Below are 3,657 nucleotides of genomic sequence, written 5' to 3' on the forward strand. Positions count from 1 at the left end.
GACGCAGCTCATGCTCTGGATCGAGTTTGCGTCGATCGCGCTCATCATGACGCTGTCGTTCGTGTACTTCTTCAAGCGCGGCACCTTGGTGGACACGCCGCAGCTGGTGCTGGCGGGCGTCACGCCGGCGACCATCGGCCACGCGCTTGTGCTGTCGATCTTCAGCTACGTCGGGTTCGAGAGCGCTGCGTCATTGGGTCACGAGGCGAAGAACCCGCTCAGCTCGATCCCGCGCTCGATCCTTTTCACGGTCGTGGCGGTCGGCGCGTACTTCGTCTATACGACCTACGTGCTCGTCATGGCGTTCCACGGGCAGAATCCGCCGCTCGATCAGTCGACCGCTCCGTTGAACGTGCTTGCCAATCTCGCCGGCATCCCGATCTTCGGACTGCTTATCGCCATCGGCGTGGCGATCGGCTTCTTCGCCTGCGCGCTGGCGTGCATCACGGCAGGCTCGCGCGTGTTGTACGCGATGTCGCGGCACGGGCTGTTCCATGCCGCGGCCGGCGACGCGCACGCCACCCATGCCACACCCCACATCGCGGTGACGTTCGCCGCGATCGCGGTGCTCGTGGGGCCGCTCGTCCTGTTCGCCAGCCATTTCGCGCTGCTCGACATCTTCGGCGACCTCGGCACGTTGGGAACGCTCAGCGTGCTGTTCTCCTACGTGCTGGTGAGCGTGGCAGCGCCGGTCTATCTGCGCCGACGCGCAGAGCTCAAGCCGAGCGATGTCGTGATCGCCGCGATCGCGGTCGTCGCCATGATCGTGGCCATCGTGGGCACAGTCTATCCAGTACCGCCGCCGCCGCAAAGCTACATCCCATACGTCTTCATCGTGCTGCTGGCGCTGGGCGTGTCGCGCTTCCTCTACGTGCGCTCGCGCGATCCGCAGATGATCCGCGACATCGAGGCGGACCTCATCGCTCAATGATGTAGTGGCGCGTTCTTGAACGCGCCTTACTTCCCGAGCTTGCGCAGCGCCTTGGGCGGCAGCAGCGCCGAGATGGTGGCGCCGCCGGGCGACCAGCGGTCGACGTCGAGCAGGCACGCGGCGCCCTTCTTGAGCTCGAGCTGGAGCTCGGTGTTCCCGGCCACCAGATAGCCGATCAATCGACCGAGCTGCGGCATGTGTCCGACCAGCGCGACGCGTGATAGATCGCGCAGCGCACGCAGCTCGGAGGCTGTCTTCGCCGGCTCGGCCTCGGGCACGAGCGACTTCAGCACGCGGATGGAGTTGGGATCGATCTCGTAGGCCTCGCAGATGCACAACGCCGTCTGTCTCGCCCGCTCGTAGCCGCTGTGGAAGACATGATCGATCTCGATGTCGATCTTGCGCATGCCGCGCGCGACGCGGCGCATCTCCTTTTCGCCTTCCGGCGAAAGCGGACGCAGCGCGTCATCGGGATACTTCCGTGGGTCCGCCTTGCCGGCATCGGCATGGCGGACGATGACCGCCTCCATGTGGACTAGCGTACGCGACCGGTCAGGGGTCAACCTCGTACAACGTCACCATCCCGCCGTCCATGTGGTCGCTGACATGGCAATGGTACAGCCACGTGCCGGGGTTGTCCGGGACCATGTCGGCCGTCACCATCTGCGCGGGCGAGAGCGGGATCACGTCGGTGCGCTGCTTGGCCCACAGCACGGTGTTGCCGTGCCAGTGCGGCGTATGGAAGTTGAAGCCGAAGCCGATCGTCATCAGGTACCAGCGGACGCGCTCTGCGTATGACGGGAGCCGCGCTGGATGCGTCGACCGTCGCCGCTGGAAGCCTGCACATGTCCGGCGGGGCACTCGAGTCGAAGACAATCACGGCAGGCTCGTTACATATGACCGGACGAGGCGGCGGACCGATCCCCAACTAGCAAGGGGAGGTAGTCATGAGTTCGTTGCGCATCGCCCGAAATGCAATCGCAGGCTTGGGATGGCTCTTGCTTGCCGGCGGTTCCGCGTACGCCGCCGGTGCGCCGGCGGCGATGCCGGCGACCCTAATAGTGGCTCCACATGGCGGCACACCACAATGGACGTTCAACGTCAACGTAGCGGTCGACCATATTTTGCCGCAGTTCTCGACCGTCGGCTCGTACTGCCAGGTGAACAGCGGCAACGCGTACGTCAGCACGGGTACGGGTAGTGCTGAACGGCCGCTTGCCGGCGGCGCGTTCTCGGGCACGCTCTCGGTGCCGGTCTACCTCACGACTGGCGCGCTCGCGAGCCAGGGAAAGACGTGGACCTGCTCGCTGTATTTCAAGGACGCCCAGGGAAAACTCACGTATCCTGGACTGCTCAACACGACGGATCCGAACGGGCCGAAGCAGGGAACGTCTTCGCAGCTCACGCTGAACGGGAACCTCTAGCGCTTAATTCGTCAGCGCAAGTCCTCTCACCTGATCATCACCGCCGCCAGGGTTCGGGGTGAACTTAAGCGCTGAGGCGGCCATGTAAGGCGACGGTATCACATACACAGCCGAGTCTGTCGTCGTATCAGCGGCGACGTACATGTTGGCTTTGGCATCAAACTTGATGTCGAATATGTTCGTTGCAGACAGCGGCGCGATAGAATGATCGACGGTACTGGCGTTGGTGAAGTTCGGCCCTTTGTAGACATCGATCTCTCCATCGCTCGTGCCGTTCGCGACGTACAGATTGCCATCCGGTCCAATGGCGCAGCCTGAAGCGGAAAACACGCTGCCGAACGTGGCCTTCAACGTATTGCCGCTGGCCAGCGGCATGTATTCAGTAATGTACCCTTGGTTACAGACGAACACATCATCGTTGCCGTCCACGGTGACCCCACCAGGGAACGAGACGCCCGTGGTGATGGGCGTCGTCGGCACACTCCCCGACATCACGGGTCCTTGAATGACGGTGATGGCGCTGCCAGCGGAAGGCGCTCTGGCAACATAGAGATTCCCCGTGCTGTCAAAGACGCAGCCAGTTGGAAAGGTTCCAACGTCGATAGTGAACGATGGTGATGCCGCAATCGCAATCGGCTGCGCGAATGCGAGCAAGGTGGGACTAGCCATGGTATTGGTGGCGGAATATTGGACCACAAAAAGGGCCCCTTTGCTTCCGCTGACGCAGAGAGACAAAGGACCGTTTGACGTCACTAAGCCACCGATAAGCGAACTGGTCAACGTTATCGGAAGCGCGAAAGCCAAGGTCGAGCCGCCGCTCGTTACCCCATTAGAGACGTACAGCCGGGTCTGTGAGGGTGCCGGCGGCGGTCCTGACGTCGCGCTGCTGCTGCAGCCGGCTAACCAGAGGTAACGACGCGATGGCAAGTAGGAGTGTAAGTCTGCGGACCTGGATCATGCGATGCTCCTTACAAAGAGCTAATAGCAACAGGCCGACGAGTGAACCGCTCTCGTTCTCCTTGTGCTGATGGCTGACCTAGGCGATGCCGCGAAGTTAATCGGTTGTCTGTTCGACCAGATAATGGCGGCGGGCCTACGGGCGCTTTAGTTGATTGGGCGAAACAGGGCTCGAACCTGTGACCCCCTCCTTGTAAGGGTGGCGAGTCTTGGTCCGCTAAGCTCCGCAACGCTTCATTATGAGTGGTGTTGTGCGTTCTACCCTGCTCCGCGGTGGTCGGCCAAACTCCAGCGTGGTCTGCAACGCTCAAACCACACAACTCCCACACGGCTTGATGGTCATTT

Annotated in this window: 5 protein-coding genes; 2 read left to right on the plus strand and 3 right to left on the minus strand. The window is 62.2% G+C overall.

The genetic code is table 11. From position 1 onward, the window contains the following. A partial coding sequence (locus VKF82_05155) for an APC family permease (GenBank protein ID HME81443.1) occupies positions 1-931 on the plus strand: 931 nt, incomplete at its 5' end. A 26-nt stretch (positions 932-957) separates the two neighbouring features. Here VKF82_05155 and sixA read toward each other — a convergent pair. Continuing rightward, positions 958-1,461 (minus strand): phosphohistidine phosphatase SixA, encoded by a 504-nt coding sequence (sixA, locus tag VKF82_05160; protein HME81444.1) that lies wholly within the window; start codon positions 1,459-1,461, stop codon positions 958-960. A 22-nt stretch (positions 1,462-1,483) separates the two neighbouring features. Next, on the minus strand, positions 1,484-1,792 hold the full coding sequence (locus tag VKF82_05165; GenBank protein HME81445.1) for a multicopper oxidase domain-containing protein: 309 nt from the start codon (positions 1,790-1,792) through the stop codon (positions 1,484-1,486). Positions 1,793-1,878: 86 nt separating this feature from the next. Between VKF82_05165 and VKF82_05170 the strand changes: the two genes are divergently transcribed. Next, positions 1,879-2,355 (plus strand): hypothetical protein, encoded by a 477-nt coding sequence (locus tag VKF82_05170; GenBank protein ID HME81446.1) that lies wholly within the window; start codon positions 1,879-1,881, stop codon positions 2,353-2,355. A gap of 3 nt (positions 2,356-2,358) precedes the next feature. Here the strand turns inward: VKF82_05170 and VKF82_05175 are convergent, their stop codons facing one another. Continuing rightward, positions 2,359-3,135, minus strand: a complete 777-nt coding sequence (locus VKF82_05175; protein ID HME81447.1) for a hypothetical protein — start codon at positions 3,133-3,135, stop codon at positions 2,359-2,361. Positions 3,136-3,657 lie beyond the last annotated feature (522 nt).

This window comes from Candidatus Eremiobacteraceae bacterium (assembly GCA_035314825.1).
Classification (GTDB): Bacteria; Vulcanimicrobiota; Vulcanimicrobiia; order Eremiobacterales; family Eremiobacteraceae; genus JAFAHD01.